Genomic DNA, 24,000 nt, shown 5'->3' on the forward strand with positions numbered 1-24,000 from the left:
GTCATGAAGATCGTCTTCAGCCGCAAGGGCTTCGACAGCGCGGCAGGTGGCGGTGCATCGCCTATCGTGGATGGTGTGCCCGTGAGCCTGCCGATACCCGCCGGCGCGGCCTCGAACACGAGCTATGGCGCGCTCGGGCTGGGCGAACATGCGAAGGCAGCCAGCCGGGGCAAGCTCGGCGAGGCGGACCTGTGCCACCACGACCCGATGTTCACGGGCGATGGCACCTGCATCTTCGGGCAGGTCGGCGCGGCGCAGACGCATCTCGCCAACCAGGGTGTCGGCGTGGGCGATATCTTCCTGTTCTTCGGCCTCTTTCGCGAAGAGGCGAGCGGCGAGCCCCATCACCGCATCTTCGGCTGGATGGAGGTAGAGCGCATGGTCCACCTCGCCAGCTGCAGCGATGAGGAGCGCGATGAATTCCGCGCGCACCACCACCCCCACGCGCTGGCCATGCATGGCAGCAACGACTGCCTTTATGTCGGGCCGGGTGGCACGGCCAGTCGCGCCTCACCCGCATTGCGGCTCACGGTCGAGGAAGGGCCCCCATCGCTGTGGAACCGGCCCTCCTGGCTAAAGCGCGGCGGGCTGACCTATCACGACCGTGCGGATCGCTGGCTTCGCGGCGAGAGGCTGAAGAGCGTCGCGCGCGGCCAGGAGTTCGTCGCCGACATCGGTCGGCGCAAGGCCCCGCGCGAATGGCTCGCGGCGGTGCTCGAAGACCTCAGAGCGTCTTGATCACCGAGGAGAAATCGAGGCCGCCGTGTTCCTTGGCGAGTTCCTCGTAAATCTCCGCCGCTTTCGCACCGAGCACGGTGGTCGCATCCACATCCTTCGCCGCATCCATCGCCAGGCGCAAATCCTTCAGCATCAGCGCCGTGGCAAAGCCGCCCTTGTAATCATTGTCCGCCGGGCTTTCGGCGCCCACGCCGGGCATCGGCGTATATGCGTTGAGCGACCAGCAATAGCCTGAGGACTGCGAGCTGATCTCGTAGAACTTCTGCGGGTCGAGCCCGAGCTTTTCGGCCATCTTCATCGCTTCGGCGGTGCCGATCATCGAGATGGCGAGCAGCATGTTGTTGCAGATCTTGGCGGTCTGGCCAGCCCCAGCGTCACCTGCGTGAATGACCGCCTTACCCATCGCCTGAAGCACCTCTTCGGCGCGTCCGAATGCTTTTTCGGTCCCGCCGACCATGAAGGTGAGCGTGCCGCCATTGGCCGCCGCGATCCCGCCCGAAACAGGGGCATCGACCATGTCGTATCCGGCGGCTTCGGCCTTGGCGATGACCTCCTTCGCGGTGCCGACGTCGATGGTCGAGCAATCGAGCAGCACTGCGCCTGCCGGAGCCTTGCCGATCACGCTGCCTTCGTAGACCGCTTTCACGATCCCGCCATTGGGGAGCATGGTCACGACACCGTCGACACCCTGCACGGCTTCGGCCGCATCGGTGAAGGTCGCGCAGCCATTGTCCCTGGCCGTCGCCAGTGCCTCTTCCGACAGGTCGAAGGCATTCACCTCGTGCCCCGCCTTCACGAGGTTCGCGGCCATCCCGCCGCCCATATTGCCGAGGCCGATGAAGGCGATTTTCATGATCTCTCTCCGTCTACCCGGTCTATGCCGGGCTTCGATTGGGTGACAAAGGCGACAGTGTGTCGCCCTTGCGATTAGACTCCAGGCATCTGATTTTTAACAGGTATTTGCCGGAATCCGAAGTTTACACTGTGCGCCCGCTTTTCTGAGGCGGCGAACTTTTGTTGAAAGCGCAGCTAACGCCAGCGCGGCGTTGTAGGAAAGGGCGTTGCCTTAACGCCCCTTCCACTTGCCCTCGCGCTTTTCGACGAAGGCGGCCATGCCTTCCTTCTTGTCCTCGCTCGCGGTAAGGATCTGGAAGATGCGGCGCTCGATGATCAGGCCCTGGTCGAGGCTGGTCTCAAAGGCGGCATTGACCATTTCCTTGTTCGCGATTGCGGCCATCGGCGGCATCGAGGCAATCTGCGCGGCGGTCTTCATCGCATCGTCGAGCAATTCTTCATGCGGCACGACGCGCGCGACGAGGTTGCTGCGTTCGGCTTCCTCGGCACCCATCATGCGGCCCGTCAGGCACATTTCCATCGCCTTGGATTTGCCGATGGCCTTGGTCAGGCGCTGCGAGCCGCCCATGCCGGGGGCCACGCCCAGCTTGATTTCGGGCTGGCCGAACTTCGCGTTCTCGCTGGCGATGATGAAGTCCGCCATCATGGCCAGCTCGCACCCGCCGCCAAGCGCGAAGCCGTTCACCGCGGCAATCCACGGCTTGCGGGTCTTCTTCACGATTTCGCTGGTCCAGGGCGAGAAGAAATCTTCGAGGTAGAAGTCGGCAGCCGCCTTCTCGCTCATTTCCTTGATGTCGGCACCGGCGGCAAAGGCCTTGTCACCCGAGCCGGTCAGGACCGCGCACAGCTGGCTGCTGTCGGCCTGGTAAGCGGCAAAGGCTTCGGTCAGCTCTTCCAGCACTTGGCTGTTCAGCGCATTCAGCGCCTTGGGGCGGTTGAGCGTGATCAGCGTGACCGCATCGCGCTGTTCGACGGTGATGGTCTCGTAACTCATAGGGGTTTCCATTCCTCGTCTGCGGGTAGCGGGGCGAAGATGCTGTCGAGCAGTTCCTCGCTCACGCCCTCGGGCGTTGCCGGATCCCATTTGGGGTCGTTGGTCTTGTCCACGATCACCGCACGCACGCCCTCGGCAAAGTCGGGGCGGGTCAGCACGCGGCTGGCGATGCGGTATTCCATCGCCATATTGTCGGCGAAACTGTCGAGCTCGCGGCTGGTCGCCAGCTGGCGCAGCGCGACCTTGCAGGTCTGCGGGCTCTTGGTGCCGAGCGTGTCGCGTTCCTTGGCCGCCCATTCGTCACCGTCATCGGCGGCCTTTTCGAGGCTGGCGACAATGTCCTCGTAGCGATCGGAGGCGAAGTGCTTCGCGATCTTGTCGGCATTGCCCTCGATCCGTGCCTTTGGCGGGGTGCCGACGGGTTCGGACAGGATGCCGCGGATACGGTCGGGCTTGTCGATGATGCGCGCCTTGACCTCGGGTATCATTTCGCTCGGCACGTAATGCGTGGCGATACCGGCCCAGAGGCATTCCGCCCCGTCGAGTCGCGCGCCGGTCAGCGCAAGGAATTCGCCGAGCCGCCCGCCAAGGCGCGAGAGGTGCCAGCCGCCGCCGACGTCCGGGAACAGGCCGATGCCGGTTTCGGGCATGGCAAAGCGGGTGTTCTCGGTCGCGACGCGGTACGTGCAGGGCAGGGCGATACCAACGCCGCCGCCCATGGTGATGCCGTCCATGAAAGCCACGATGGGCTTTCCATAGGTCATCATCTGGTGGTTGAGCTGGTACTCGTCATGGAAGAACTTGCGGCCGCTCTTGCCGCCATCGTTGAGGGCGGAATGGCGCAGCAGGTTGATATCGCCGCCCGCGCAGAAACCGCGCCCTTCGGAATGATCGAGGATCACCGCTTCGATGGCGTCGTCATTCGCCCATTCGGTAAGCGCCGCGCTCATCGCGTGGCACATGTCGAGCGTCAGCGCATGCAGCGCCTTCGGGCGGTTGAGGCTGATATGGCCGACGCGGCCATGGGTATGGATCAGGATGTCGTCAGTCATGTCGGTGCTCACTGGCGCAGGAGGTCACGACCCACGATCATGCGCATGACCTGGTTCGTGCCTTCGAGGATCGAGTGGACGCGCAGGTCGCGCCAGAACCGCTCGATCGGGTATTCCTTCAAGTAGCCATAACCGCCGAACAGCTGCAGCGCGTCGTTGACGATCTTGCTGCCATTGTCGGTCGCAAGGCGCTTGGCCATGGCGGAAAAGCGCGACTTGTCGGGCGCGTTGTCGGTCACCTTGGCGGCCGCGAGATAGAGCAGCGCGCGCGAGGCTTCGAGATCGGTCGCCATGTCGGCCAGCATGAACTGCGTGTTCTGGAAATCCGCGATCGGCGTGTCGAACTGCTTGCGGTCCTTGGTATAGGCCACGGCCTCGTCGAGGCAGCGCTGCGCACCGCCCAGCGAGCACGCCCCGATGTTGAGGCGTCCGCCGTCGAGGCCCATCATCGCGAAACGGAAGCCTTCGCCCTCGTCGCCGACGCGGTTCGCGACCGGCACGCGCGCATCTTCGAAAATGACCTGCGCGGTGGGCGAGGCATTCCAGCCGAGCTTTTTTTCCGGCTTGCCGAAGGATACGCCGGGCGTGTCCTTGTCGATCACCAGGCAGGTGATGCCCTTGGTCTTGTGATCCGAGGTGCGGACCATGGTAACGTAGACGTCGTTGACGCCGCCGCCGGAGATGAACTGCTTGGTGCCGTTTAGCACGTAGTGGTCGCCATCCAGCACGGCGCTGGTCTTGAGGCCCGCAGCGTCGGAGCCGCTGCCGGGTTCGGTAAGGCAGTAGCTGGCGATCTTTTCCATGCTGACGAGGTCGGGAAGGTAGCGGTCCTTCACGTCCTGCGACCCGAACTGGTCGATCATCCAGCTCGCCATGTTGTGGATCGAGATGAAGGCGCTGGTCGTCGGGCAGCCATAGGCCATGGCTTCCATGATCAGCGCGGCTTCGAGGCGTCCGAGGCCGATGCCGCCACTCTCTTCGGAAACGTAGATCGCGCCGAAGCCGAGTTCGGCGGTGCTCTTGATCACATCGCGCGGGAAGTGGCTCTTTTCGTCCCATTCGCCGGCGAAGGGCGTGATGTTGTCGGCGGTGAATCGCTGCGCCATTTCCTGGATGGCGAGCTGCTCTTCGGAAAGCTGGAATTGTCCTGTCATGGGGGCGCTCTAAACCTCTCGCGGGGGCAAGGGAAGGGGTGGGCGGCCTCAGCCTTTAACGATTGCTTCCGCCTCGATTTCGACTTTCCATTCCTTGCGGCAAAGCCATGCGCAGCCGACCATCGTTGCGGCCGGTTTGGCCTCGCCGAAAAAGCGCGCGTGGACTTCGCCGACGGCGGCCTGGTCGTCGAAATCGGTGAGGAACATGCGGGTGCGCACGACGTCGGAGGCCGAGCCGCCGAGTTGCTCGATCGCGCGGACGATCAGTGTGCAGCAGCGCGCAGCCTGTGCGGCGGCATCGCCTGCGGTGCTCGACCCGTCATCCTCGATCGGGCCGGTGCCGGCGACGATGATGCGATCGCCGTCCCCCACTGCGCGGCAGAAGCCGAATTGCTCCTCGAACGGCGAACCCGAGGATGCCCGCTCCCGCTCGCTCATCCGCAGGTGACCGCGGTGATCTTCATGTCGCGATCATAGCGCACGTTCACCCGGTCCGTGCGATGGTCCATCGTCCATGCGGAGTCCGGCGGGCCCCAGCGCAGGGTCCGCGCGCCGCTTTCTGCGAGGATTGCCGCGCCCATGTCCGAAGTCGCCTCGTGCCCGACATGATACTGCACTGGTGCAGCATCGCAGGTGCCGGCGACCGCGGCGGGAACGTCGGCCCCCTCATAGGCGGTCGCGCAGGCTGCCAGCGGCAGGGCGGCACAAATCGCAAGAACAGCTTTCATCGTCACTCTCCTTCGGGTTCGCACTTCGTATAGCTCACAGGTTCGTCGAGCGCATCTTCGCCCGTTTCGGAACGCATGAGCTTCGCGCCGTCTTCCGACAGGCGCCACTCGATATCGCGGGTCCATTCCTGGCCTTCTCCGGTAAAGGCGAAGCGGGCGCGGATCATGCCGGTGTCCTGCTCCTCGATCTCGTCCACGACGGCGCGCGATTCGTAGAATTCGATGCGCTCTGCGTCGATGGTGATGAGGCCTTTGGCATCGCCCCGCGTCGAGGTGCAGTCGGCCGGCACGAGACCCCAGCGCCCATGCAGAGCCTGCGGTATTTCCGTGCCGAGAAGTTCGGGAAGCGGATTGGCCCCGTCACCGATGCCGCCATCGGGCTCGACCGGCATCATGGTCTCTTCCGGCTTTGGCGCCTCCTGGAGCGGGTCGCTACAGGCGCCGAGCAGGAGAGGGAGCGAAAGGAGGGCGAGGCGTCGGGGTGAAATCATTGTCATTCCTACCCAACGCCTCGCCCGCTGTCCTTATCCCATCGTCGGGATGACGAAGGCGTTGGAGCCGTCACCGCCGCCGTCGGGCCAGCGCTGGGTTACTTTCTTGGCCTTGGTCCAGAACTTGAGGCCTTCCATGCCGTACTGGTCGATGTCACCGAAGCCCGAACGCTTCCAGCCGCCGAAGCTGTGGTAGCTGACCGGCACCGGGATAGGCACGTTGATGCCGACCATGCCGACATTCACGCGGCTGGCGAATTCGCGCGCGGCGTGGCCGTTGCGGGTGAAGATGGCGACGCCGTTGCCGTACTGGTGCTCGCTCGGCAGGCGTACCGCGTCCTCGAAATCCTTGGCGCGCACGATCTGGAGGACCGGGCCGAAGATTTCTTCCTTGTAGCTTTCCATGTCGGGCGTGACGCGGTCGAGCAGCGTCGGGCCGACGAAAAAGCCGTCCTCGTGACCCTGCAGGCTGAAGCCGCGGCCGTCGATGACGACTTCGGCGCCTTCTTTTTCTGCCGTATCGATCCAGCCTTCGACGCGTGCCTTGTGCTCCGGCGTGACGACGGGGCCGTAATGCGCTTCAGGATCGTTGGAGACGCCGACGCGCAGGGCGTTGATCGCAGGGATCAGCTTTTCGCGCAGGCGATCCGCGGTGTCTTCGCCCACAGGGACGACGACGGGCAGCGCCATGCAGCGTTCGCCTGCCGAGCCGAAAGCCGCCCCGGCAAGGTCGTTCACCACCTGGTCGAGATCGGCATCGGGCATGACGATGCCGTGATTCTTCGCGCCGCCGAACGCCTGCACGCGCTTCGCGTTCGCCGTGCCGCGCGAGTAGATATACTGCGCGATATCGGAGGAGCCGACGAAGCTGATTGCCGGAATGTCGGGATGGTCGAGGATCGCGTCGACCATTTCCTTGTCGCCATGGACGACCTGCAGCAGGCCCTCGGGCGCGCCGGCTTCCACGAACAGTTCGGCGAGGCGCACCGGCACGGAGGGATCGCGCTCGGACGGCTTCAGGATGAAGGCGTTACCGGCGGCGATCGCCATGCCGAACATCCACATCGGGATCATGGCCGGGAAGTTGAACGGGGTGATGCCCGCACCTATGCCGAGCGGCTGGCGCATCGAATAGACATCGATGCCGGGGCCCGCGCCCTGCGTGTACTCGCCCTTCAGTGCCTGCGGGATGCCGCAAGCGAACTCGATGACTTCGAGGCCGCGCTGCACGTCGCCATGTGCGTCCTCGACGACTTTGCCGTGTTCGCTGGAAAGCAGTTCGGCGAGTTCCTGCTTGTTCGCTTCGACGAGGCGTTTGAACTCGAACATCACGCGCGCGCGGCGCTGCGGATTGGTCGCCGCCCATTCGGGCTGGACCTTCTTCGCTTCGTCCACGGCCTTCTGCAGCAGGGCTGCATCGCCAAGGGCCACTTCGGCCTGGACCTCGCCCGTGGACGGGTTCCAGATCTGGTGCTTGCGGGTGGCGGAACCGGTGGCTCCACCGGCGATGAAATGGTCAACCTGACGCATGGGGGAATCCTCTCTTTTCTTGCCAACGGCTGTGGCAAGCGGATGCTCCGAAATCAACCGGTTTCAGATGAAACCTTTGCCTTTCGGGACTATCCGACCGCCGCCATCATCTGTGCGCACAGGATCGCGCCATAGGTGCCGAGCGCATAGCCGAGCACTGCCAGAAGAACGCCGACCGGGGCCAGTGCCGGATGGAACGCGGCCGCCACGACGGGCGCCGAAGCTGCACCGCCGACATTCGCCTTGCTGCCGACGGCGACGAAGAAGAACGGGGCCTTGATCAGCTTTGCCACCAGCAGCAGCAGGATGACGTGGAAGAGCATCCAGATCAGGCCGACGGCCATGAAGCCGGGCGCATCGCCCAGCTGCGTGACGTCCATCTTGGTGCCGATGATCGCTACGAGCAGGAAGATGAAGAGCGTGCCGAACTTGCTCGCGCCGACACCTTCCAGGTTGCGCGCGCGGGTGAAGCTGGCGGCAAGGCCGAGCGTGGTCGCCACCACGACGACCCAGAAGAAACTGCTCGCCAGCGTTGCCTCTTCGCCCTGCAATTCGGCGAAGAACCCGCCCAGCATGGTGCCTGCAAGGTGGCACAGACCGACCACCGCGAGGGTGGCTCCGAACAGCAGGACGTAATCGTTCGCGGTCGCCACGCGCTCTACCGAGCTGGTGTAATCGGCCATCTTGTCGCGCAGCCGGTCGATCGCGCTGCTGTCCGCGCCGAGCCAGCGGTCGACCTTCTCGCTCGCGCCTGCACCGTAAAGGAGGAAGATCATCCAGATGTTTGCGACGATAATGTCGACCGCGATGAGCGCTGAGTATTTCTCGATGTTGTAACCATAGACTTCCAGCATCGCGGTCTGGTTCGCCCCGCCGCCGATCCAGCTGCCCGCCAGAGTGGCGAGACCGCGCCATGCCGCGTCTTGTCCCGTCCCGATGATCGAAGGGTCGAACTGCGCCACGATATAGAGCGCCAGCGGTCCGCCGATCACGATGCCTAACGTCGCAGTCAGGAACATGATGATCGCCTTGCTGCCAAGGCCGAGGATGCCCTTCAGATCGATGCTGAGCGTCATCAGGAACAGCGCTGCGGGCAGGAAGAAGTCCTTCGCGACGGTCCAGAGGTTGCTCTCGCTCACATCGATGAGCCCGAAAGTGACCATCAGCGAGGGTACGAGGTAGCAGACGAGGATGATCGGCACGAAAGTGTAGAACTTTTGCCATCCGGGCCGATCGCGCGTCACGAATACGAAGGCGAGCACCAGGCCCAGGAGGCCAAGGATGATGCGGTCGTCGGTAATCACGTGAAATTTCTCCCGGAAGGGGCTGTATCAGCCGGCAGCGAAAGTACCGGTTTCGAAGAAATGGGCGATTTTCTTGCGCTGGGGGAGGATGTCGAAGCCTTTGTCCGCCAGCCAATCTTCGTCGAAAATCGTGTCTGCATAGCGCGCGCCGTCATCGCACAGGATCGAGACGATCGAACCCTTGAGGCCGCGCTCCGCCATGTCGGCGGCGATCTTGGCGCAGGCCCAGACATTCGTACCGGTCGATCCCCCGCAGCGCCGCCCGAGCCGTTCGCTCACCTCGTGCGCGGCAGCGATTGAGCAGGCGTCGGGCACGGCTTCCATGGCATCTACCACGTCCGGCAGGAAGCTCGGCTCCACCCGCTGGCGTCCGATCCCTTCGATGCAGCCCGAGGGATGGTCGACCCGCTCGACCGACCGGTCGGCCCAGTGTCGGTGGAAGACCGAGCCTTCTGGATCGGCGACGCACACCTTGGTGTCGTGGCGATTGTAGCGGGCGAAGCGGCCGATGGTGGCGGACGTCCCGCCGGTCCCCGCTCCGCATACGATCCAGCGCGGCACCGGATGCGGCTCGCGCTGCATCTGGGCGAAGATCGATTCTGCTATGTTGTTGTTGCTGCGCCAGTCAGTCGCCCGTTCGGCGAAGGTGAACTGGTCGATGTAATGGCCCTTCAAATCATCGGCGAGGGCCTGCGCCGCGTCATACATCTCGCCGGGATTGTCGACGAAATGGCACTTGCCGCCGTAGAAGGCGATGGCATCGATCTTCGCCTGCGCCGTCGTCTTGGGCACGACGGCGATGAAGGGGAGGCCCAGCATTCGCGCGAAATAGGCTTCGGAAACAGCGGTCGACCCGCTCGATGCCTCGACGATGGCCGTGCCCTCGCAGATCCATCCATTGCACAGGCCGTAAAGGAACAGCGAGCGCGCAAGCCGGTGCTTCAGGCTGCCGGTCGGGTGGCTGGATTCGTCCTTGAGATAGATGGCAATGTCGGGAAGCGCGGGGACGGGCAGGGGGATGAGATGCGTGTCCGCAGACCGATTGAAATCGGCCTCGATCCGCCCGATCGCCCAGTTCACCCATTCGCGCCTCGTCGTCATCCGGCCCTTCTATAGTCTTGGCCGCGAAGGTGAAGCCGCCGCCCCGGGTTTTCCGCCGCTCACCGAATCGATTGACCGCAAGCCGCGGCCCATGGCAAGCGCCGCTCCACCAGGCGGGTGTAGCTCAATGGTAGAGCAGCAGCTTCCCAAGCTGCGAGATTGACGGAAAACCGCCATTTTTTGCGTTAGTTTTTTCCAATATGGACCGGTTTGGCAGCTCATGTTGGAAGGGTTTTTACTTAGCTTGCGAGCACAAATACATAGGCCTGGCACTGCTATAGTGCAGCCAAACGACTACCCTTCATGCCCAGGCCGAAACAGCCGCGATCGACCGTTTCTGAAGTGACCACCATCTGCGGCCAGAGGTAGAGAATTCGAGAGGCTTTACGCTCGAGCGGTATCTTCATAAGAGCGGCTTGCGGAAAGAAACCGATCAGTTTGGATCTTAGAAATAGTTCGCGCGAGGGACGCTTAGAGGCAATCCTGCGATCGCCGGATAGGACGCACCAATTACCCTCCTTGGCGAGGCGCTCTATCCAATCCTCATCAGCTAAGCTTCCAGTGCCGAACTTATCCTTTATGTGCTCAACGTGATGGGTGCCGGAGAAGAGCTCCGCTAACCCACGCCCGAGCCTAGGGGGCAAATTATTGTCGACTAGCAGCTTCACGCCACCTTCGGATTTGTGAGCCGCTCTTCATAAGCCACAGCGTCCCGGACTGCGGCGGGGTCGATTTCAAATAGCTTTGCGACTTCTGCAACCGATCCCTCGGCTTCGACTGCTTCCCTCAAGACTGAGGTCGATATGCCGTGGTCCGCAACTATCGGCTGCCCAAACGATCTTGTTGGATCTGCGACAAGCGTCCGCTTCCCCGGCAGCAGCCACCACCGTTCAGCACCTTCGTCACCAAAATCGAGATCTTTGAGGGTCGGCTCTACCACACGCTTGAAGACGCCTTGGCTGCGTCGCAAGTCGATAAAGATTGGTTCCTCTAGATCTCGGGTGATCTCAAGGAATATGGTGTTGCCGTCAGTTTTGAATTCGCGGGTCGAGAAGGGCCTCTCATCTCCGACAATATCTCGAGCTCTATCGATGCACGTTCTGATCGTTTGCAGGCCAATGCGTCGATCACGAAGTGCGTTGACTATGCGTGCCTCGATGAGGTCCCTGAAGCCTAGTAGTAACCCGTCATCATCGGCGTCGTATTGCGGATGCCAAAGATGTCGTTCGAACTTACCGTCGTGCTCGTAGCCGAGCAGCCACCGCCGCAGCGTTGCCGGCCTCATGCCAATCATTCGCGCCGCTTCGGGGGGCGTGTAGATACCAATTCCGAAGTCGACCGCAGACATGACGCGTCTATAACCACAATCAGTGAGCATAGGACAAACGAATTTTTCGAATGGTTGAACTATCTCGGAGACGCACCCATAGTCAGCGTAGACTTGTTTCAAGAAGTTGATATGCGGCAGAACGCTGTTGGAATTGTTGGAATGAAGATGTTGGAAAGTTGCGATTGAAACGAATTTTTCCTTAGTTATTTCAATGTTTTGCGGGTGTAGCTCAATGGTAGAGCAGCAGCTTCCCAAGCTGACGACGAGGGTTCGATTCCCTTCACCCGCTCCAACACATCAGCCCGTGCGACGGGCCTTTACCGCCCTGGTGGTGGCGGTTCGACCAGCACCATCCCCTTGCGATTCCCCGCGCCCTTGGAACTGGAATAGAGCAGGGTGAAAAATCCCAGCATCTTGGCCGCCAGGATCGGAGCTCCGTCGAAGGGGATCAGGCGCGCATCTACTCTCCTTGCGAGCAAGCCTTTCTGGAGGTGGGGTATGGCGGCGAGGTCGGCAGAGTCCGGTTGTGCGACGCTGTAGAATATGACGCAATCGAGATCCTTGGGGCGGGCCGCTTCGCGCGCGATGTGACTTCCCCCCACCATGATGAATTCCACGCGCAAACCGGCTTCGGCCATCCTGCGACAAGCCTGAGCCAGCACCAAAGTCCGCGCTTTCCTCACCTCATCGAAGGAAAACTCGCTCGCGAACGCTTCCCACGAGAATACGTAAGGCGCGCTGTTGAGGGGGTTGGACTGCTCGACACCCTGCGGAAATGCGGGAAATGACAGGGGGCGGGCGTAGTCGATCGCCTCGTCCATGATTGCCTGGACGGCCTGCGGGATTGCCGGGGCGTTCAGTTCAGCCATTGCCAGGCCTCGTCCTTGTCGAAGAGTGACACATGATTAGCATCGGGGACTATTTTCGCCTTTTTCCTGATGCAGGGCGCCTGGTTGTCAGGGGGCGTGCGCCGGTCGGCCTCCCCGATGACCACGACCACCTCGCCCAGGCTGCATGCACGCATCATGAGATCCTCCAGCCAATCGCCGAGGCGGACCCGATCTTGCCCTACGCCGAATGCCTTGGCTTCCGAGCGAAGCTGGAGACTGGCCGGGTGGGGCTTGCGCCCGTTCATAGCCCGGTCGGCATGCAGGATCGTGAGCGGCGCCAGGAGGGCGAGCCTGACCGGATCCTGCCCGCTTTCATTGAAGCGGATGGCGAGATCGGAGGCGGCCAGTGCGCCGTAACTCTCACCGACGACCACGATATCGTCGTAATCCTGGCGCGCGACCCAGGCCGCGACTTCGGCATTGAGCTTGCCAAGTGATTGTGCGGTTACATCGGGGCGGTCACCGATCGGCGCATTGGTCCGCGCACCGATGCCGTCCATTTGCAGCACATCGTAGCCGGCACCCACAAGCTTTCGGATGGTGCGCGAAGGATAGCCGTCCTCCACCGATGAAAACGGTCCGCCGTGGAACTGGACGGCCAGCTTGCGGCTGCCCGCGGCCTGCCGATGAAAGAGCGCGGCGCTTTGCATTCCGCCCATCGCGAAACCGGTGATGCTGCTCGAGATATTGCCGGTTCCACTGCCGCATAGGGCATATTGCACGGGTGGCTTGGACTCATGCTCGAACCGCACGAAATGGCCCCCGCTGGCAGACGCGATCAGGAACGCGGCTGATCCTCCGACCGCCACCCCGTCTTCCACCAGGCCACCGGTAAAATCAGACCGCCAGACGTCGTCCGGAGCGCGGCGCACGGCTCCCAGGTGCTGTTCTCCCACGATTTTTCCCGTCGCAAGATTGAACAGCGGCCTGACCGGCAGGCCCTCGCGCGCGGAAGGCATGCCGCCCTGCGCCACTGCCAACGGTGATGCGAGATCGAAAAGCGATGCGTTCGATCCGTCACCGACGGGCCGGCGCATGAGCTGCCCTGGAGTGAAGAGCTCGTCCCGTGCGGCGAGGACCAAGGCACCCGCAAATCGGGAATAGGGGCCTTCCAGCCGGGCGAGATCTTCGACAAGACCATCCTTGTCTATTCCTTCGCGCAGGGCATCGAACCGTGCGCTCTCGACATTGGTCGAAGCCCATGCAGGGTGCAGCGGCCAGGCACGCAGCTCGCTTTTGGCAGGCTCGAACAACCCGTAATTGCGCCCTTCCAAGAGCATTTCGACATATTTGCCACTGCTTCGCCAGTTCAGGGCCGATATCTCGCCGGGGAACCGGAAGAATTGCTTCGTGCCGTCAGCCTCGAGGTAGGCGATCGACGAATTAGCCGCATTTCCCGCGGGATAGACGGCGTTGGGTTTCCTGTCGTCCCAGGCAATCACAGCGCTGCCATCGGGCGAAAGGGAAATGCGGTTGAAGTCGCACTCCGCGGCGTCAAGCCCGACCGAGACCGGAACCTGCCTGCTGCCGTCATCCGCGCGCGCGGGCTTCGCGGATTCCGCGACCCAGGCTAGCGCCGGGATCGACAGGACCGCCATCGCCAGCGGCAGGATGGTGGAAACGCGCGGCATCGCTAGTCACGTAACTTGGGCTGCATGAAGATAACCGACAGGATATAGACCAGCACGGCGAGGCCGAGCAGGAGAAGCGCCATTTCAGTCGTTGTTTCGGTGTAGGATTTGAGCCGGAAGAAAGCGAAAAGCGCGAGCAGCGGAATCCAGAAATTGCGCTGGATCATCAGTTTCGCACCGCACTTGCGGCACTCGAATTCCTTGCCAAGACCCATCTGCGTTTTCTTGAAGGGAACAGGCGTGCCGCATCGCGGGCATCGCTGGCGAAGTGTGTTCATTGGTTCGCTCCGTGTAGGGCGGTGTTTTTGCTGGCAGCTTCATCGCGAGGCCAGTCGGCCGTGATCGAGATAAGCAGGCAGTTATGAATGACGAATGGTGACCAGTCGCCTTTGATCTCCGCCTCTCGCAAAGCAAGGTCGAAAGAGCGGCGCGCTGCGAAAAGCAAAGGATAAAGTGGGAAAAAATCGCGGCTGCCGGCCCTGTGCAGCAAGTGGTCGTAGAGCGCCCGCGACACGCGCCCGTTGCCATCGGAAAACGGGTGGCAATTGAGCAGCATGCCGAGCGCGCCGATCGCGGCCAGGAGCGGGTCTTCGCCCTGAGCGATAAAACGGGCGATGGCCTCGACCTGGGGCGAGACAGTGCCGGCGGGCGGAAAATAGACCTGGATGCCCGTTGCATTGGGGGTCAGGCCGGTTTCTGCTGTGCGGATTTTTCCAGAGCAGCCCGGCAGGGAGGCATTCGCCTCGCACAGGGCCGTCACCAGATTTTCCGGCGTGATCGGTCCGGCAAGCGCGCGGGAGAAATGCGCGCGCAATTCGCGGCCTTGCGCGATGCGGCTCCAGTCCGGGCCTTCGCCCTTGCCGAGATGGGCGCACAAGGGATGGATCAGTTCGGGGAAGGAGCCGTTCGCAATCGCCTTGAGGAGCGCAGGCTCCGGAGGCGCGAGCAAGGCGAGCTTGGCCGTGGCCGCTTCCAGGGCTGCAAGAGCGTCCTGTGAGAGATCCGCTCTTTCGGGCGGGCTCAGGAGAGTGCGACGTGTCTTGATGGTTTTGGTGTCCTGTCGGAAATAGGCCGGAGCGCAAATGCGCCCCGGCCCGGTTCATTAAGGAATCTGGTAGTGCGGGTTGTCGTTGAAACCGCCACCACCATAATACGGATCGCCGTACGGATCGCCCGAGTGATCGTGCGGCTGACCCAACAGATGAAGAATGAAGTGGTATTCCGAGATGGAATCCGGCCAGCTCGGATCCGACGGTACCGAGCCGAGACTGTCGACCGCGATATCGAATGCAGCTTCGAAGCCGGCGTTCAGCAGTTCCACTGCGCTGTTGACGGCGCCGGGGATGAGAAGGCCTGCTGCCGAAGTTGCGATGAAGATTGCCAGCGGTCCGGCTCCGGCTGTTGCCATGCCGGCGCCAAGGGCGAGTGCGCCAAGGAAGCCGACCACCTGGCCTACGCTCGCGTCGCCATTCAGGATGTCGTTGGTAATCTGGCCGGCTTCGTAGAGATCGAAGATGCCGCCCAGCTTGCCAAGACCATCCAGCAGTGCGCTGGCCTTGATGGTGAAGTCGCCGACCTTGATGTCGAAGTCGCCGACCTTGTCGATCATGTCCTTCAGGTTCTGCTCGAGCTTGGCGAGTTCACCTTCCAAGGCAGTTTTGAGCGCTTCGTCCATCGCTTCCGGCTCAGGATCAGGCTCTGCGTCGCCGCCACCGCCGCCGCCGCCGCTGTAGACGTCTTCGTAATTGGGGTCGGAATAATAGTCGTTGTAATCCCAGTAATCCCATTCCCAGCGATCGCCGGTGACCACGATGGTCCCGGTACCGCCGGCGACCATGGCCAGCTCATCCTTGGTGAGCTCGCGCAGTTGCTTGTTCAGTTCCGCCCCTCCGACGGAAATTTTCTTAATTGCATTCATTTTTTCCTCCTATGAAAATGCAATTGACGAAAGGCACAGTCCTTCGCTCTCGCAATCCAGGTGGACGCAAGTCGAAGAAGTGACAGGGCAGCGCGGCCGCCCCGCCTTTAATCACCCGTAATCAGACTGGCCGGAGCCACAGGGCCCCGGCCAGGAAATCACGGCAGGTGATAGTTGGGATTGGGATTCGGATCTTCGTTGCCAGGCAGCGGATCAGGCTCCGGCGGGTTGGTCGGCGTATCCGCATCCGGATCGGCAGGCTCTTCCGGCTCAGGCTCAGGCTCAGGCTCGGGATCGCTAGTGGAACCGCCGCCACCGCCGCCACCGCCGGTGTAGACGTCTTCATAATTGGGATCGTCGTAATAGTCCCAAAAATCCCAATCGGGTTCGTACGGTAGAGGATATTCGCAGACGATGCCGGTACTATAGCCACCAGCAACGATCAGTAATTCTTCCTTAGTCAGATCCCTGATACTTGTATTGAATTTTTCAGTATTGGATTCCATTTTAACTTGCATTGTGCAACCCCTCCAATTGATTCGAGAACTACTCACGAATCTGAATTTAGACTAGACTCGCATATACATATGTCGAGTTTATACGTAAGCATTTCGTCGCATCGACAGGGCGTTTCATCGCTCACAGCGCGCCCTCTTGCAGCGCAGGCTCCAGCGGCTTTGTGCTGGAGCCCTCGGGCCTTGCTCCGGGCTCCGCCTCGTCCCGGTTTTCCGCACTCTTCGCCGCGGGATCGGGCGTCTTCTCAGCCCTGCGAACCCTGCCCATGGCGACGTGGAACAGCTCGTCGGCAGCGGCGATCGACTGGCCGCGGTGCGCCACCATCAGGACTGTCACACCGGTTTCCTTCAGGGATTTGAGCACCTCGCCTTCGAGGTGGTGATCGAGATGCGCGGTCGCCTCGTCGAGGAACAGCACCTGCGGCCTGTGGTAGAGCGCGCGGGCCAGCAGGATGCGCTGCTTCTGGCCGCCCGACAGGGTAGAACCCATATCGCCGACGCGCGTCTCGTAGCCCATTGCGAACTTTTCGATCTCGTCATGGATATGCGCGATTTTCGCGACCTCTCGCACCCTCTCCATGTCGAGCATGGGATCGAAGAAGCCGATGTTTTCGCCGAGGCTCCCGGCGAACAGCTTGTCCTCCTGCGCCACGAAGCCGATCGACTTGCGCCAGGAGGAATGGGCGATCGACTTCAAGGGCGTGCGATCGACCAGCACCTGCCCTCCGCTCGGTTCGAGCAGGCCCGCCATGACCTTGAGCAATGTGGTCTTGCCGCCGCCCGAAGGCCCGACCATGGCGACGACCGCCCCCTTGGGCAGGTAGAGATTGGCGCCTGCAAGGACTTCGTCTTCGGTCGGGCTGAACCTGAATCGGATGCCGCGCGCGAGCACGCCTTTCTCCAGTTCGTCCAGCCGCTCGATCGTTTCCTGGCCGCGCTGCTCTTCCGGTTCGGACAAGGCGATATCCGAAATACGCCCGAGGTGGACCTGGAGAATCCGGAAATTGACCGCCTGCTCGATCAGCCTGATGCCCGCGTCGAGGAATTGCGACTTATACGCCTGGTAGGCGAAGATCATGCCCACGGTGAGCTGTGCATCGAGCACAAGCAGCACGGCGACGTAGAGGAACAGCACCCGTTCTGCGGTAGGGATGAAGCTGGCGAGCGCATCGAATACGGAGGTCAGCCGGGCTAGCTTGATCTCGGCATTGACTGCGTCGGCCTTGGAGCGTTGCCACATGCGCATCCGATTGCTTTCCTGCGCGAAAGCCTTGATCGCGGATGCCCCCCGCACCGTTTCCATGAACACGGAGTTTTCTTTTGCCGCCGTCGTGATGACGTCGACATTGCGTAGCTTGATGGCACGCAGGAACGCCCAGCGTATGAGGCCATAGAGGATCAGTGCCCCGGCCCCGATCGCGGAGAGCAAGGGCGAGTAGACGATCATGAGGATGAACGTCAGCACTGCCAGAATGCCGTCGACAAAGGCGGCAACCATGCCTTGGCTGAGCAACTGGCTGATCGGCTTGGTCGACCCGAAGCGGGAAACGATGTCGCCCACATGTCGCTTTTCGAACCAGGTTAGCGGCAGACTGGTCAGGTGGCGGAAAAGATTGACGATTATCTGGTATGACAGCGCGGCATTGAGGCTGGCGATGATAAGGCCTCTCAACCAGTTCGCGGCAAGGCCGATCAGGGCCAGCATGCCGAACCCGATGGCAAGCACTCCCAGCAGATCGTAATCGTATGAAGGTATGATCGTGTCGATCGCGATTTGCGTGAAGAACGGGATCGACAGCGCGACCAGCTGCATCACAAGCGATACGATGAGGATGTTGCGCAGGTTGCTCCAGAGCCCGCTGATCGAGCCCCAGAGATTGCTGATCTTCAGCTTGCGCTGCTGGTTTTCCTGTCGGAAATTTTCGGCCTTGCGGATTTCAACGGCGACGCCGGTGAAACTGTCCGACATCTCCGCCGCGGTCAGCTTGCGCTCTGCAGTGCCGGGATCGAGGATAGTAAACTTGGGGCCGCCGATGCCTTGCTGTACCTTGGTCAGCACGACGAAGTGGGACAAGTCCCAATGGAGTATTGCGGGCAGGGCGAGGTGTGCCAGGTCCTCCACCTCGCAGCGAACCGGACGCGCATTGAGCTTCAGCTGTTCGCAAACTTCGAGCATCTGCTTGAGCGTCGCCCCGCGCAGCGAAATGCCGAACTGCCTCCGCAGCGTCTGGATGTCGGTCTTGAGGCCATGATAGCCTGCCACCATCGCGATGCAGGCCAAGGCACATTCGCTGCCTTCGTCCTGGGCAATGAACGGGGTGGTCGGCCGACCGGTAAGATTGATCAGGTCCATGCTCATTGATTGCGCTTCGTCACTGCGGTGAGGGGGGAGAGCAACCATTCGAGGAATGTCCGGCGCTCCAGCACGATACTTGCCTGCAAGGTCATGCCGGGCTGGAGGATAATCCCGCGCTCTGCGAGATCGGCGCCCTCTTCATTGAGCAGGACGCGGATGCGGAATACCGGCTCTTCCACCTTGAACGGCGCATCGATCTGGCGCGGATCGATCATCGTGGCCGACACCATTTCGACCTTGCCGTCGATGTTGCCATACCTCTGGTAAGGGAAGGCATCGACCAGCAGGTTCACTTCCTGGCCTTTGTCGACCAGGCCGATGGCTCGCGAGGGTGCGAAGACCTGCGCTTCCACCTGCTTGCCCAGCGGTACGATGGTCATCGCGGAGATGCCGGGCGTCGCCGTCTGGCCTTGCGCCAGCTGCATCGCTGTCACCTTGCCGGAAATGGGCGAGGCGACGACGAACTCCTTGGAGCCCGCCATCTGGTCCCTTTCCCGTTCGAGGCGGGAGACGGAGGTTTCCAGCAGGTTCAGCTCGCGGGACATGTCGGCCTGGAGCGAGCTTTTCTGCAACAGCGCGCGCTGAAGCGAACTCTTGGTCGTCACCAGCTGCTGCTCCAGATTGGCCAGTTGCTGTTCGCTCTGGATTACCTGCTGGCGCCTGCGTTCGATTTCGACCCCGCTGACGAAACCGCGTTCGGCAACCCGCTCTGCCTTGGCGAGGAGTTCGCGGTTCGAATCGACCACGCCGCGCTGCATGGTGACCTGGTTCTCATAGGTCCGCACTTGCGAATCGAGATCCGCCACCTGCGCATCCAGCTGGTAACCGGCGCTGCGATAGGAATTGCGGATATCGATCGACTGTTTCCGCTGGAGGTCCGTCTCCAGTTCGATCGCTGCCACGCCGCCGGCCGCGATCCGCGCACCTTCCCCGGTCTGGATGTCGGTATCGATCCTCAAGAGGGGATCGCCCTTGCGGACGATGTCGCCATCTCGAACGAAAATCTCGCTTACAACGCCCTGCCTGGCCACGCTGATCTTGGCCGAAGGCGGATCGGTGATCAGGATGCCACGCGCAGTCTCTGTGCGGGAGTATTCGCCCAGGAAGGCAAACGCCAGAAAGCCGACCATGAGCACCCCCAGCGCCACGACAATCATCGTCGTGGCACGCGGCTGGCTCAAGACCACAGACCCGTGCATGCTGTCCGCACGCTTGCGAACAACCTCGTCCCTAAACAACATTGGATTAACGACCCTAATCCGAATTTGAGGGTCTATTGATACCGATCAGATCACTTTCGTCTACCGCCTGCGGATAATTTTTTCCCGGTATATTCCAGAGTGCTGAAAATCTTGCCGAAAAACCGAAATTATTCTCCAAAATATTCGCAAAAGTAGCAATTTGATACTTATTCTCGGCATTGCGTATGAACCTTCGGGATTCGCCTTCTGATAATCGGGAGCCATCCGGAAGGTGCCGTTCAAGTCTGCCCCGTCCTTGAGTTACAGGTCCATGACGTTATTAGTGATGCCGTTGGGATATTGGGGGCAGATGAATGTCGATCGGGAAGTTGTTTGCGCGCTTTTTCGTGGTGTCTCTGGCGATCGTCGGTGTTGCGATCTGGCCAATAAGTGCCGGTGCCCGGGATTACGCCCATTTCATCCTCGACAACCGGATTGCGCAGACCGACGACTACAGCGTCTACCTTGCGAATCTGGAACAGACCTACCCGATCTCTTCCCACAGCAAGCCCACTCACCGGGGCGGCTGCCTGATGCGGCGCAATGGCGCGACTTTCGATGCGCTGGTCGTTATCAACGCGCGGTACGAGGCGATCGGGACTTGGGAACAGATCGAACAGCAGGCGACGCCGGTCGGCAAAGCGATCGCCAAGCTCCCGGGAATGACCTTTGCCCAATGTGCGTCCCGTTTCCGCAGGGGAGACACCAAGGCGCGGAGCATCCGCTTTCTGGTCGTCAGCGACGAACTGCCGCGCGATGGAGACGGCGGACGCTGGCTGGTTGCGGAAGGCTGGGTTGCCTTCAAGGAAAAGCAGGCCTTGATGCAGACCAGAAGCGGCAACAAGGAACCTGTCTGGACAACCGATTTCAAATACGAAATCGAGCCTGGCAGCAGCCACCTCACCGTGCGCACAGATTCCTTGCAGACGTATACTGGCGGCGATCTCTCCAAGGCGCTTGCAGGCTTCGCGGCAAATCCGGAGAAACCGTCCGACCTCTATTTCCGAAGCGTGTCGCAAGCCCGGCAGGCCGCAAGAACTGCCGAGGGCGATTTCTGCTCGAGCAGCCTGAGAGCGCCGGCTGTGATCGATTTCAAAGGCAAACAGTTCCGGGGTCTCGCCCCGAAGGACGTATGCAAATTGCACGCTTCGGTTGCCGGTTATGTCGAAAAGACCAACACATGCGTGAACTACGGCGAATGCAAGAATCCCTCCCCCCAGACCATGGCATTTGCCGATGAGGTCATTCGCCCCGCGCTTGCGACACTGGCGGCCAATTTCTCCTATTATCTCAACCAGTCGCCTCGCGACATCGATGCTGCGGACGTTCACTACCGCGATCTGTTCAAGACTTTCTTCGGGTCGACCGACGCGTTCTCGATCAAGCATGGCATCGTGTTCTACCCGGTCAACGAGCTGGCAGAACCCATCTCACCGCTGCGCCGCTTCCTGACCGATGCCAGCGCTGCCTACGTAACCGCAATTGCCGATCAGTATGTTGAGAAAAAGGTGCCGTTCACGCGCAAGCTTATGAAGAGTTCGCTTTTCAAGGCTTCGCAGGCCCGGATGGCGTCCGGGGACCGAATGCAAAACGCGGGTGCGCGGCTGTTCAACTACGACAACATCCAGGCCTATCTCCAGGATGAAGCGAGGGGGCGCGGCGGAAACATGGCTTATCGCCTGAATTTCTACCTTCTCACGTCACCCGAATACGACCGCAGGGCCACCGAAGCCAACCGGAAGTACGCCTCGTACTACCGGGAAATGGCGCGCCAGAAGAAGCTGGAACCGGCGATCTACTTGCTGGGCGCGCTCATGCTCGGACGTGGCCTCGGGCCTTACCGCCCGGGTGCAGCCTCCAACGTCCCACTTGGCCAGCGCAAGATCCACACTTTCGGATATTCGGCCGACGATTTCCTGCTGGGCAATCCCATCCCGACCGGCAAGTAAGTGGGCTAACGCTCCTCGGCGGCGCTATTTCGGCGGCATGCGGATCGCGCCATCCAGGCGGAACTGGTGGCCGTTGATGTAGCTGTTGCGAGCGATCTCGACGATCAGCGAGGCGAATTCCTCCGGATGGCCGAGCCGTTTGGGGAAGGGCACGCTGGCGTTGAGCTGGTCCCACATCTGCGGGTTGCGATCCTTCATCCCCAGCATCAGCGGGGTCGCGAAAATGCCCGGCATGACCGAGTTGACGCGAATGCCGAGGTCCATGAGGTCGCGGGCCATCGGCAGCACCAGCCCGTTCACACCCGCCTTGCAGCTGCCGTAAATCACCTGCCCTATCTGCCCGTCCTGCGCGGCGACGCTTGCGGTGAGGGTGATGGCGCCGCGCTCGCCGTCTTCGTTGAGCGGCTCGCTATTGGCCATGCCGAGAGCGGAATGGCTGGCGATGCGGTAGGATGAGACGAGAATGCCCTCCGCGCCGAATGCGTAGTCTTCGGTGGAAAGGCGCTTGTAACCGCCACTTTCCTTGTCCCAGCCCAGCGTCTTGCCCCGGCGGCTGGTCATGGCGCAATGGACCGTGACGCGCTCCTGTCCGTGGGCCGCGCGGGCGGACGCGAAACCGTCGACCACCGACTGTTCATCGGTGATGTCGACCCGCGCGAAATGTCCGCCGATTTCGCTCGCGTGCGCTTCGCCCGCTTCCTCGTTCACGTCGAAGATCGTCACTTTTAGCCCGGCCTCGGCCAGCGCGCTCGCGCTCGCCTTGCCCAGACCCGAGGCGCCGCCCGTGACGACGGCTGCCATTCCCGCTTTCAGTTCCATGCCCTTCTCCCTGCTGTCATTTGGCTTTCACGCTGCTATCGCATGGCGAGGCCTCCGGGCCAATGGAGAGAAGTATGACCACCCAGATGCAGCGCCGCCAATTCCTGTCCACGACCGCAACCGCCTTCGGCGCTTTGACGCTGAGCGGGTGCATGACGCGCGGGGCGGATTTGACGGATGCGGGATACGGCCCGCTGGTCCGCGATCCGAATGGCTTGCTCGACCTGCCCGAAGGCTTCTCCTACCGCCTGCTGTCCAGCCTTGGCGAAGCAATGAGCGATGGCGGGACGGTGCCGGACAAGGCCGACGGGATGGGTTGCCTGCCGCTGCCCGGCGGAGAGATCGCCCTGGTGCGCAATCATGAACTCACGCCCTTCGACGAGGGCGGCGGGGCGATCGCCGACGGATACGACAGGCTCGCGGGCAGAGCAGTGCTTCCGGGCGGCACCACGACGCTTGTGCTCGATGCGGCGACGCTGGAGAAAAAGCGCGAATATCGCTCGCTGGCCGGGACCATCCGCAATTGCTCGGGCGGGGTGACGCCTTGGGGTAGCTGGCTGACCTGCGAGGAATATGTCACCGAGCCCGAAAATATCGCGCCCGACAAGCTGGGCCGCGACCATGGCTGGATCTTCGAAATCCCGGCCGATGCCGAAGGGCAGGTCGACCCCGTGCCGCTCAAGGCAATGGGCCGGTTCAACCACGAGGCTGCCTGCGTCGATCCGGAAACCGGCATCGTCTACCTGACCGAAGATCGCGGCGATTCCGTGCTCTACCGCTTCATCCCCAAGGTCCGCGGCAAACTGGCCGAAGGCGGCAGGCTGGAGGCGATGGTGATCGACTCCGTGCCCGACACCCGCAACCATGATGCGCCCCTGATGCCGGTCGGGAACAGCTATCCGGTGCGCTGGATCGCACTGGACGATGTCGAGGCGCCGGAGGACGATTTGCGTGAACGCGCGGCGGCGCAGGGCGCATCCATCATCGCGCGCGGCGAGGGTATCCACATGGGCACCAACGAGCTTTACGTGTGCTCGACCAGCGGAGGGGCGGCAAAATATGGCCAGGTGTTCAGGCTGGTGCCCGGACGCGGTGCCGGTCCCGACCGTTTCGAGCTTTTCTTCGAAAGCGAAAACGCAGCGCAGTTCAATTACGGCGACAATCTCACGGTCGGCCCGAACGGTCACCTGATCGTGTGCGAAGACCAGTACACGCCGATCGTGGACAACCGGCTCATCGGGATCACGCCCGCTGGCGAGCCCTATGCTTTCGGCCGCCTGCGCATGCAGACCGAGCTGGCAGGCGGGTGCTTCTCGCCCGACGGGAAATGGTTCTTCGTGAATGCCTATGCGCCGACGCGCACGATCGCGATTACCGGGCCATGGAAGGCGTGACGCCGCTTTA

At 61.9% G+C, this 24,000-nt stretch carries 25 protein-coding genes and 1 tRNA gene; 5 read left to right on the forward strand and 21 right to left on the reverse strand.

Features of this window, described 5'->3' with window-relative positions:
- Positions 1–3: 3 nt before the first annotated feature.
- On the forward strand, positions 4–738 hold the full coding sequence (locus tag LCM24_RS08455; protein ID WP_224803630.1) for a hypothetical protein: 735 nt from the start codon (positions 4–6) through the stop codon (positions 736–738).
- Here LCM24_RS08455 and mmsB read toward each other — a convergent pair.
- From mmsB to LCM24_RS08515, 12 genes are all read right to left on the reverse strand, one after another.
- Positions 725–1,591, reverse strand: coding sequence for a 3-hydroxyisobutyrate dehydrogenase (mmsB, locus tag LCM24_RS08460; RefSeq protein WP_224803631.1), 867 nt, complete (start codon positions 1,589–1,591; stop codon positions 725–727). The genes LCM24_RS08455 and mmsB overlap by 14 nt on opposite strands.
- 213 nt (positions 1,592–1,804) lie before the next feature.
- On the reverse strand, positions 1,805–2,587 hold the full coding sequence (locus tag LCM24_RS08465; RefSeq protein WP_224803632.1) for an enoyl-CoA hydratase-related protein: 783 nt from the start codon (positions 2,585–2,587) through the stop codon (positions 1,805–1,807).
- Complete coding sequence (locus LCM24_RS08470; RefSeq protein WP_224803633.1) at positions 2,584–3,639, reverse strand: enoyl-CoA hydratase/isomerase family protein; 1,056 nt, start codon at positions 3,637–3,639, stop codon at positions 2,584–2,586. The genes LCM24_RS08465 and LCM24_RS08470 overlap by 4 nt, the downstream gene beginning before the upstream one ends.
- 8 nt (positions 3,640–3,647) lie before the next feature.
- Positions 3,648–4,793, reverse strand: a complete 1,146-nt coding sequence (locus LCM24_RS08475) for an acyl-CoA dehydrogenase family protein (protein WP_224803634.1) — start codon at positions 4,791–4,793, stop codon at positions 3,648–3,650.
- A 48-nt stretch (positions 4,794–4,841) separates the two neighbouring features.
- The gene (locus LCM24_RS08480) at positions 4,842–5,231 is read right to left on the reverse strand and encodes a RidA family protein (RefSeq protein WP_224803635.1); all 390 of its coding nucleotides are present in this window, start codon (positions 5,229–5,231) and stop codon (positions 4,842–4,844) included.
- The gene (locus LCM24_RS08485) at positions 5,228–5,521 is read right to left on the reverse strand and encodes an I78 family peptidase inhibitor (RefSeq protein WP_224803636.1); all 294 of its coding nucleotides are present in this window, start codon (positions 5,519–5,521) and stop codon (positions 5,228–5,230) included. The genes LCM24_RS08480 and LCM24_RS08485 overlap by 4 nt, the downstream gene beginning before the upstream one ends.
- Before the next feature lie 2 nt (positions 5,522–5,523).
- Positions 5,524–6,012, reverse strand: a complete 489-nt coding sequence (locus LCM24_RS08490) for a hypothetical protein (protein WP_224803637.1) — start codon at positions 6,010–6,012, stop codon at positions 5,524–5,526.
- 33 nt (positions 6,013–6,045) lie between these two features.
- Positions 6,046–7,542, reverse strand: coding sequence for a CoA-acylating methylmalonate-semialdehyde dehydrogenase (locus LCM24_RS08495; protein ID WP_221562408.1), 1,497 nt, complete (start codon positions 7,540–7,542; stop codon positions 6,046–6,048).
- Positions 7,543–7,631: 89 nt separating this feature from the next.
- On the reverse strand, positions 7,632–8,846 hold the full coding sequence (locus tag LCM24_RS08500) for a DUF819 domain-containing protein (RefSeq protein WP_160594224.1): 1,215 nt from the start codon (positions 8,844–8,846) through the stop codon (positions 7,632–7,634).
- A 27-nt stretch (positions 8,847–8,873) separates the two neighbouring features.
- Positions 8,874–9,947, reverse strand: a complete 1,074-nt coding sequence (locus LCM24_RS08505) for a PLP-dependent cysteine synthase family protein (RefSeq protein WP_224803638.1) — start codon at positions 9,945–9,947, stop codon at positions 8,874–8,876.
- Positions 9,948–10,222: 275 nt separating this feature from the next.
- Complete coding sequence (locus tag LCM24_RS13120; protein ID WP_224803639.1) at positions 10,223–10,615, reverse strand: DUF5615 family PIN-like protein; 393 nt, start codon at positions 10,613–10,615, stop codon at positions 10,223–10,225.
- Positions 10,612–11,295 (reverse strand): DUF433 domain-containing protein, encoded by a 684-nt coding sequence (locus LCM24_RS08515; protein WP_224803640.1) that lies wholly within the window; start codon positions 11,293–11,295, stop codon positions 10,612–10,614. Before LCM24_RS08515 ends, LCM24_RS13120 begins: the two co-directional genes overlap by 4 nt.
- 200 nt (positions 11,296–11,495) lie before the next feature.
- Here LCM24_RS08515 and LCM24_RS08520 point away from each other — a divergent pair.
- Positions 11,496–11,569 (forward strand) — tRNA-Gly (locus LCM24_RS08520).
- Positions 11,570–11,594: 25 nt separating this feature from the next.
- On the opposite strand, the gene LCM24_RS08525 is transcribed toward LCM24_RS08520, so the two are convergent.
- The 4 genes from LCM24_RS08525 to LCM24_RS08540 are packed head-to-tail and all read right to left on the reverse strand — an operon-like array spanning position 11,595 to position 14,612.
- Positions 11,595–12,146 (reverse strand): DUF6932 family protein, encoded by a 552-nt coding sequence (locus LCM24_RS08525; protein WP_224803641.1) that lies wholly within the window; start codon positions 12,144–12,146, stop codon positions 11,595–11,597.
- The gene (locus tag LCM24_RS08530) at positions 12,134–13,798 is read right to left on the reverse strand and encodes an alpha/beta fold hydrolase (protein WP_224803642.1); all 1,665 of its coding nucleotides are present in this window, start codon (positions 13,796–13,798) and stop codon (positions 12,134–12,136) included. Before LCM24_RS08530 ends, LCM24_RS08525 begins: the two co-directional genes overlap by 13 nt.
- A 2-nt stretch (positions 13,799–13,800) precedes the next feature.
- Positions 13,801–14,076 (reverse strand): hypothetical protein, encoded by a 276-nt coding sequence (locus LCM24_RS08535; RefSeq protein ID WP_224803643.1) that lies wholly within the window; start codon positions 14,074–14,076, stop codon positions 13,801–13,803.
- A complete protein-coding gene (locus tag LCM24_RS08540) occupies positions 14,073–14,612 on the reverse strand; it encodes a Fic family protein (protein WP_224803644.1) in 540 nt (179 codons plus the stop codon). Before LCM24_RS08540 ends, LCM24_RS08535 begins: the two co-directional genes overlap by 4 nt.
- On the opposite strand from LCM24_RS08540, the gene LCM24_RS08545 reads away from it, so the two are divergent.
- A complete protein-coding gene (locus tag LCM24_RS08545) occupies positions 14,601–14,795 on the forward strand; it encodes a hypothetical protein (protein WP_224803645.1) in 195 nt (64 codons plus the stop codon). The two genes, LCM24_RS08540 and LCM24_RS08545, sit on opposite strands and share 12 nt — an antisense overlap.
- Positions 14,796–14,900: 105 nt before the next feature.
- Here the strand turns inward: LCM24_RS08545 and LCM24_RS08550 are convergent, their stop codons facing one another.
- From LCM24_RS08550 to LCM24_RS08565, 4 genes are all read right to left on the reverse strand, one after another.
- Positions 14,901–15,716 carry a hypothetical protein gene (locus tag LCM24_RS08550; RefSeq protein WP_224803646.1) on the reverse strand — a complete coding sequence of 272 codons (816 nt, stop codon included), beginning with the start codon at positions 15,714–15,716 and terminating at the stop codon, positions 14,901–14,903.
- A 158-nt stretch (positions 15,717–15,874) separates the two neighbouring features.
- Positions 15,875–16,222 carry a hypothetical protein gene (locus tag LCM24_RS08555; protein WP_224803647.1) on the reverse strand — a complete coding sequence of 116 codons (348 nt, stop codon included), beginning with the start codon at positions 16,220–16,222 and terminating at the stop codon, positions 15,875–15,877.
- A gap of 133 nt (positions 16,223–16,355) precedes the next feature.
- Complete coding sequence (locus tag LCM24_RS08560; protein ID WP_224803648.1) at positions 16,356–18,590, reverse strand: peptidase domain-containing ABC transporter; 2,235 nt, start codon at positions 18,588–18,590, stop codon at positions 16,356–16,358.
- Complete coding sequence (locus tag LCM24_RS08565) at positions 18,587–19,768, reverse strand: efflux RND transporter periplasmic adaptor subunit (RefSeq protein WP_224803649.1); 1,182 nt, start codon at positions 19,766–19,768, stop codon at positions 18,587–18,589. Before LCM24_RS08565 ends, LCM24_RS08560 begins: the two co-directional genes overlap by 4 nt.
- A gap of 374 nt (positions 19,769–20,142) precedes the next feature.
- Here LCM24_RS08565 and LCM24_RS08570 point away from each other — a divergent pair, with 374 nt between their 5' ends.
- A complete protein-coding gene (locus LCM24_RS08570; protein WP_224803650.1) occupies positions 20,143–21,777 on the forward strand; it encodes a hypothetical protein in 1,635 nt (544 codons plus the stop codon).
- A 24-nt stretch (positions 21,778–21,801) separates the two neighbouring features.
- Here the strand turns inward: LCM24_RS08570 and LCM24_RS08575 are convergent, their stop codons facing one another.
- Positions 21,802–22,596, reverse strand: a complete 795-nt coding sequence (locus tag LCM24_RS08575) for an SDR family oxidoreductase (RefSeq protein ID WP_224803651.1) — start codon at positions 22,594–22,596, stop codon at positions 21,802–21,804.
- A gap of 74 nt (positions 22,597–22,670) precedes the next feature.
- Between LCM24_RS08575 and LCM24_RS08580 the strand changes: the two genes are divergently transcribed.
- Positions 22,671–23,990: an alkaline phosphatase PhoX gene (locus LCM24_RS08580; RefSeq protein ID WP_224803652.1), complete on the forward strand. Its 1,320-nt coding sequence runs from the start codon at positions 22,671–22,673 to the stop codon at positions 23,988–23,990.
- Positions 23,991–24,000 lie beyond the last annotated feature (10 nt).

Source organism: Qipengyuania aquimaris, assembly GCF_020171965.1.
In the GTDB taxonomy this organism is placed as follows: domain Bacteria; phylum Pseudomonadota; class Alphaproteobacteria; order Sphingomonadales; family Sphingomonadaceae; genus Qipengyuania; species Qipengyuania aquimaris_A.